The organism is Yinghuangia seranimata (assembly GCF_029953285.1).
In the GTDB taxonomy this organism is placed as follows: Bacteria; Actinomycetota; Actinomycetes; order Streptomycetales; family Streptomycetaceae; genus Yinghuangia; species Yinghuangia seranimata.
Map to the genome: position 1 here is coordinate 126,287 of NZ_JASAOI010000005.1, position 6,594 is coordinate 132,880.

At 74.4% G+C, this 6,594-nt stretch carries 6 protein-coding genes; 4 read left to right on the forward strand and 2 right to left on the reverse strand.

The annotated features are described in order from the left end of the window. Nucleotides 1–61 precede the first annotated feature (61 nt). Entirely contained in the window at nucleotides 62–1,318 is a 1,257-nt protein-coding gene (locus QI554_RS03590) for a hypothetical protein (RefSeq protein WP_281465692.1), read from the forward strand. A gap of 1,050 nt (nucleotides 1,319–2,368) precedes the next feature. After that, nucleotides 2,369–3,613, forward strand: a complete 1,245-nt coding sequence (locus QI554_RS03595; protein ID WP_281465693.1) for an ABC transporter substrate-binding protein — start codon at nucleotides 2,369–2,371, stop codon at nucleotides 3,611–3,613. 67 nt (nucleotides 3,614–3,680) lie between these two features. Here the strand turns inward: QI554_RS03595 and QI554_RS03600 are convergent, their stop codons facing one another. Both QI554_RS03600 and QI554_RS03605 read right to left on the reverse strand, forming a co-directional pair. Beyond that, nucleotides 3,681–4,439, reverse strand: a complete 759-nt coding sequence (locus QI554_RS03600; RefSeq protein ID WP_281465695.1) for a TetR/AcrR family transcriptional regulator — start codon at nucleotides 4,437–4,439, stop codon at nucleotides 3,681–3,683. 50 nt (nucleotides 4,440–4,489) lie between these two features. Further along, complete coding sequence (locus tag QI554_RS03605) at nucleotides 4,490–5,194, reverse strand: TetR/AcrR family transcriptional regulator (protein WP_281465698.1); 705 nt, start codon at nucleotides 5,192–5,194, stop codon at nucleotides 4,490–4,492. Nucleotides 5,195–5,424: 230 nt separating this feature from the next. Between QI554_RS03605 and QI554_RS03610 the strand changes: the two genes are divergently transcribed. Both QI554_RS03610 and QI554_RS03615 read left to right on the forward strand, forming a co-directional pair. Continuing rightward, entirely contained in the window at nucleotides 5,425–5,916 is a 492-nt protein-coding gene (locus QI554_RS03610) for a DUF6069 family protein (RefSeq protein WP_281465699.1), read from the forward strand. 47 nt (nucleotides 5,917–5,963) lie between these two features. Further along, nucleotides 5,964–6,524: a dihydrofolate reductase family protein gene (locus QI554_RS03615; protein ID WP_281465701.1), complete on the forward strand. Its 561-nt coding sequence runs from the start codon at nucleotides 5,964–5,966 to the stop codon at nucleotides 6,522–6,524. Nucleotides 6,525–6,594: the final 70 nt, after the last annotated feature.

Here is a 6,594-nt window from a genome sequence, read left to right on the forward strand (position 1 = left end):
CGTGTGGTTCTTGGTCGGTGGTGGATCTAGGGTGGGCGGACCGGCGAGGGGAGCCCGCTCCATGTGGCCTCGTACGACACCGCAGCGACTCAGGCTGTTGGCCGTACTTCTGGTGCCCGCGGTCGTGCTGCTGGCGGTCGCGTCGTGGCTGCGGGTCGCCCGGGCGGGGGACACCGCCGACGAGCTGCGCACCCGGCACCTGCCGGCCGTGCTGGCGCTCGACCAGGTCGCCGAGGGGCTGACCGAGGCGGACCGGGCGGCGGCGCGCGAGCTGACGTCCGGAGCGTTCCCCCTGACCGGGCCCGGCACCGACTACCAGGACGCGGTCAAGACGGCGGGACAGGCGCTCGCCGACGCGCGCGAGAGGTTCGGGCAGACCGGCGAGGAGGCGGCCCAACTCCGCGCCGTGGACGGGCTGATCATCGAGTACACCGGGCTGGTCGGGATGGCGCAGTCCGGGCGCGAAGGGCCGCTCGCGGTCGCGGGGATCGTGTACGCGTCCGACCTGCTGCACGAGCCCGACACGGGGATCCTCGCGCGCGTCGCGCAGCTGCGGGACGGCGAACTGGCCGCGATCCGGGACGCGCGAGGGTCGTTCTGGGCGTCGTCGACGGCCGTGGTGCCCCTCGTGGTGCTGGGGGTCTTCGTGGTGGTGCTGCTCGTATGGGCGTCCGTCTACATGCGGCGGCGGTTCCGGCGGCACCTGAACGTCCCGGTGCTGCTGGCGCTGACCGGCGTCGTGCTGCTGTCCGGCTGGCACGTCGAGAACGCCGCGCGCGTCCACGCCCGCGTCGACGCGGCGGCCGGGGACGGCACGGTCCGGCTGACCTCGCTCTGGGAGGCCCGCACCGCCGCACAACGCGTGGTCGGCGCGGAGTCCCTCGCGCTCGTCACCCGCGGCCTGGGCGGCGACCACCGTGCGGCGGCCGACGATGCGGTACGCGCGCTCGGCGCCCCGGCCGTTCCCGAGCAGCAGGCCCGCGCCGACGCGACGTCGATGGCGGGCGTCCTCGCGACCATCCGAGCCCGCGGCTTCGGCCGCGAGCCGACCGCCACCGACCTCGCGCCGAACGACACCGAGACCCTGCACCTCCTCCTCGGCGGCGGCTCGGGAACGCTCACCGGCCTCGCCTCCGACGCCGACGGCGCGCTGTCCCGCGCCATCGCCGACTCCCGCGTCGACACGATGCGCCGCCTCACCGAGGCCGGCGACGACCAGGGCCTCGCCACCGGCGGCCCCCTGGTGTGCGGCGCGGTCCTGGCCCTCGGCCTGTGGGGCCTGTGGCGCCGCTACGACGAGTATCGAGCCGGGGGGTGAGGGGCATGCAACGGGCTTCGCGCGACGCGGACGGGCGGGCACCGGTCCCGCCGAGCCGCCGGATCCGCCACGCCCCGACAGGCCGCCGCGTGCCACACGCCGACGAGGCGCCGGGCCGAGGTAACGCGCGGTACCGGATTCGTCGCGACGGTGTCCGCTGTGTCGCGCCGCGTGCCGACGCGGGCCAGGTGTCCGGACGAGGTGCGGCAGGCGCCCTATCCGTGACGCCCGTGTGCGGCGCGGTCCTGGCGCGGGGGCTGTGGGGCCTGTGGCGGCGCTACGACGAGTATCGAGCCGGGGGGTGAGGGGCATGCAACGGGCTTCGCGCGACGCGGACGGGCGGGCACCGGACCTGCCGAGCCGCCGGATCCGCCACGCCCCGACAGGCCGCCGCGTGCCACGCGCCGACGTCCGCCGCTGTGCCGACGCCGACCAGGTGTTGGGGCGGGGTGCGGCGGGGTGCCCTATCCGTGACGCCCGTGTGCGGCGCGGTCCTGGTACCGGGGCTGTGGGGCCTGTGGCGGCGCTACGTCGAATATCGGGCCGGGGGATGAGGCGCATGCAACGGGCTTCGCGCGACGCGGACGGGCGGGCACCGGTCCCGCCGAGCCGCCTGATCCATGACGCCCCGGTCCACCGCGTCGCCGCTCGCCCCGACGCCGACGAGGCGCCGGGCCGAGCGAGCGCGCGGTGCGGGATTCGTCGCGCCTGTGTCCGCCGTGTCTCGCCACGCGCCGATGTCGACCAGGTGTCAGGACGACGCTGTGGCAGGGCTCGGCGCGGTCGGTGTCCTTCGCGTCGCGAGGCACGATCGCGGGCCGGTCGCGGGATCGGTGCCGTTGCGGAGCCCGTGTCTGTCGCGCGGGTCGGCCCTCTCGTCGACGCTCGCGGCGCAGGCGGTTGCCAATGCGGAGTAGGAGGGTGATGCGGGTGCGGCGGGGTGCGGGGGCGTGGTGGCGGGGGCGGGCCTTGGCGGTGGCGGCGGTGGCCGGGTTGCTTGCGGGTGGGCTCGTCGGGTGTTCCGGGGGGTCGGAGCGGCCGGTCGTCACTGTGCTCGGGTCGTGGACCGGGGCCGAGGCGGACGCGTTCGCCGGCATCGTCGCGCCGTTCGAGCGGCGGACCGGGATCGACGTCCGGTACGAGGGCAGCCGCGATGTCGACGCGGTCCTGGCCGCGCGCGTGCAGGAGGGCACGCCGCCCGAACTCGCCGCGCTGTCCTCGCCCGGCGACCTCATCCGCTACGCCCGCACGGGCCGCATTGCGCCGCTCGACGACATCCGCGAACTCGCCGACACCGACAAGGCGTACGCGCCGGACTGGGTCACCCTCGGGCGGGTCGACGGGCGGCGGATGGCGGTCGTGGTCAAGGCCGCGCTCAAGAGCCTGCTCTGGTACGACCCGAAGGTGTTCGCGGACCGCTCGCTGAAGCCGCCCGCGACGTGGGCCGACATGCTCGCGGCGGCACGCTCGTTCGCCGCCGGGCCCTCCCCGTCCGCGCCGTGGTGCCTGGGGCTCGCGTCGAGTTCGGCGTCCGGCTGGCCCGGCACCGACTGGATCGAGGACCTCGTCCTCGCCCGCTCCGGGCCGGACGTGTACGACCGGTGGGTGTCGGGCCAACTGGCCTGGAACTCTCCGGAGATCGAAGGCGCGTGGAAAGCCTGGGGCGACCTTCTGGCGGCCGGGCGGTCCGGTGTGGTCGGGGTCGTGGGAGCGAACGGCGCCACCGGCGCCGGGCCTTCGCTCGACGCGCTGCTGACGCCGTACAACAAGGCCTCACCGGGCCTCGTCGCCGCGCCGCCCGCCTGCGCGCTCGACCACCAGGGCTCTTTCGCCTCCGGCTGGTACGCCGCGGCGCCCGGAAAGCCGGTGCCCGGCGTGGACTTCGACTTCACCGCGTTCCCGGCCGCCCCGAACGCCGCGGGGACCACCGGCCGCGCGGGACCCGTCCGCGAGGTGGCCGGCGACGTGATGGCGATGTTCCACGACACGCCGGAGGCACGGCAGTTGCTCGCCTACCTGGCCGGAACCGAGGCCCAGACCCTGTGGGTCCGCACCGGCGCCCTGAGCCCCAACCGCGGCGTACCCCTGACCGCCTACCCGGCCACCAGCGTCGCCCAGGCCCTGGGCCGGACCCTGGCCGAGGCCGAGGCGATCCGCTTCGACGGCTCGGACCTGATGCCGACCGCCATGCGCGGCGCGTTCTACCGCGCGGTCCTGAGCTATATCGCCGACCCGTCCCAGCTGGACCACATCCTCGAAGACCTCGACCAGGCCCGACTGGGCGCCTATCCGTAGACGGGGCACGCCGGTTGCGCCCGCTGTCCCGCCGACCGGCCGAGAACGACAGCCCGGTCCCGTCAGGTCAGCCCGCGTCGGCTCGTGAGGTGATCAGGGCCTCGACGCCGTCGAGGATCAGGCTGAGGCCGAACGCGCGGCCGTTGTCGGCGGGCGGGCCGGTCGCCTCGGCGGCGGTGACGTCGTCGAGGGCGGCGAGCAGGGCGGGGAAGTGCTCGCGGCGGTCTTCCATGAGGGTGCGCAGCGGGGAGGAGATGCCCTTGTCGTCCGTCCACGGCTGGGTGCCTGCGGTGGTCATGGACTGGGTGTTGCGCATGTGGCCGAAGACGAGGAAGACCGTGTCGAGGCGTTCGGCGGTGGTCAGGCCGGTGTCGTCGAGGGTGCTCAACAGGCTTTCGATCCAGCCGACTTCGCGCGGGCCCATGAGGCGGTTGCCGATGGTGGCCAGGGGGAGCCACGGGTGCCGGTTCCAGTGCACGGCGAGTTCGGCGGTGAACGCCTCGACGCGGGCGCGCCAGGTCGGCAGGTGGGCGAGGTTCGGGGGTTCGCCCGCGGCCTCCTCGATCATGATCGCGAAGAGCTCGGCCTTGTTGGCGACGTAGCGGTACAGCGCCATCTTGGTGACGTTGAGTTCCTGGCCCATGCGGGCCATCGACACGGCGTCCAGGCCGTCGGCGTCGGCGATGCGCACGGCGGTGCGGGCGATGTCCTGGCGGGTGAACGCCGGCTTGGGGCCGCGCGTACGGGCCGCCGGGGCGGTCCAGAGGGCCTCGACCGCGGCGTCGGCCTCGGGCGTGGGGCTGCCCGGCGGGTGCGGCGCGTCCATCTGGTCCTCCGGCTGCCTGGTCGTTCGGCGGGTGCACAACTGTATATGGCTTATACAGCTTTCCGGGAGCCGCCGGCCGGCCGCACGCGGTCGACGACCACGGCCAGGCCGTCGAGGACGCGGTCGAGGCCGTACTCGCGCCGCCTGACCTCGCACGGCGGTCCCGACGGATCGCGCAGGGCGCGGGCCAACGCCGGGTAGGCGTCGCCGTGTTCGAGCAGCACGGCGCTCATCCGGTCGCCGAGCCGCCCGGTGTCGTGCGACGGCTGCGTGCCGGCCGACGACGTCATGTGGGCGTTGCGCACGTGGCCGGCGATCAGCAGCACGGCGTGGATGCCGTCGCGCCCGCTGAGGCCGACGCCTTCCAGGACGCCGAGCGGCGCCTCGAGCCAGCCCGCCTCGTTCGGCCCGACGCTGCGATGCCCGGTGGCGAGCCACGGCAGCCACGGGTGCGGCGGCCACGTCGCGGCCACCCGGCGCGCGTACAGCTCCAGCTTGCGCCGCCAGTCGCCGGGGACGGCCGCCAGGTCGGGGGCGGGGCCGACGGCCGCCTCGACCATCAGCGCGACGAGCTCGTCCTTGGAGTCGACGTACCGGTAGAGCCCCATCGGGCTGAGCCCCAGCTCGGCGCCGAGCCGTTTGAGCGTCACCGCGCCCGTGCCGCCCTCGTCGGCCAGCCGGATCGCGGCGCGGGTGATGCGGTCGAGGTCGGCCCTTGGACGGGGGCCCCGGGAGCGGGGCGGGCGCGTGGTCACGGTGGCGGCTCCGAGGTGTCGGTGCGGGTGTGCAGAATTGTCTATGCCGTAAACAGCGTATGGCGGACGCGGTTTTCTGTCCGGCTTGCCGCCAGGCTGTTGCGGCCCTCCGGAAACTGTGTCTAGCATAAACAGCATACGGCGGACGCAGTAAGTAGAGGCGCTCGCCCACCACCACACGTCCCCCTGCGCCGGCCCGTGCGGCGCCTCCCCGACCAAGGAGTCAGGCCATGCGCGCCTCGACCGCTTCGCTGCCCCGCACCACGACGACCGCCGCCGCGCCCACCGTCCCGGCGCGCACCGCCGTGCCGGTCAAGACGCTGCTGCGCACCAGCGCGACCGCCCTCGTCCTGGGCGCCGCCGCGGCGGAGGCGGTCTCGTTGACCGCCAGAGCGTTCGACGTTCCGCTGCGGAGTTCCGGCTTCGGCGACGGCGCGGCCGAGACCATCCCGGTCGGCGGCTTCGCGCTGGCCACGCTGATGTACGGCCTCATCGGCGTCGCGCTGGCGTTCGCGCTGCGCCGCTGGGCGAAGACCCCGGCACGGACGTTCACGCGGGTATGCGTCGCGCTCACCGCGCTGTCGTTCGTCCCGCTGCCGGTCGTCAACCACACGGCGACGTCGACCCGGATCGTCCTCGCGCTCACCCACATCGCGGCCGCGGTGGTGATCGTGCCGATGATCGCCCGCCGCCTGGCCGACCGCTCCGCCGACGCCCGCTGACCGTCCCTCCGCCGACCGCCCGGCCCGACACGAAAGCGAGAACTCCCATGCGCACGTTCAAGATCCAGGTCCAGACCACCGTCGACGGCTACATGGCCGGCCCCGACGGCGAGATGGACTGGATGACGTTCGGCTGGTCCGACGACCTCGCGGCGCACATCAGCGCGCTCACCGCACCCGTCGACTGCATCGTCCTCGGCCGCAAACTTGCCGAGGGGTTCATCCCGACGTGGGCCTCGGGGCCCGAAGGGGAGACCCAGGAGGCGATCGACAAGATGAACAACACCCCGAAGGTCGTCATCAGCCGCTCGCTCACCGAATCCCCGTGGGACAACGCGGTCGTGGCGCAGGACCTCGTCGACACCGTCACCAAGCTCAAGGAGCAGGACGGCGGCGACATCATCGCCTACGGCGGCGGCAAGCTCGTCCAGAGCCTGATCGCCGAAGGCCTGGTCGACGAGCTCCACCTGTTCGTCAACCCGACCGCGATCGGCTCGGGTCTCCCGGTCTTTGCCGACACGGGTGCCCGCCAGCGCCTGCGGCTGGTCGCCGCCAAGCACTTCGCGTGCGGCATCGTCGGCCTGCAGTACGCCCCGGCGCGCGACTGACCGCGGGTTGCCTCGTCGGGCCCCGGCGCCCGCCCGGCGGGGGGGGGGGGCCGGGCGGGTCCGGGGCGGG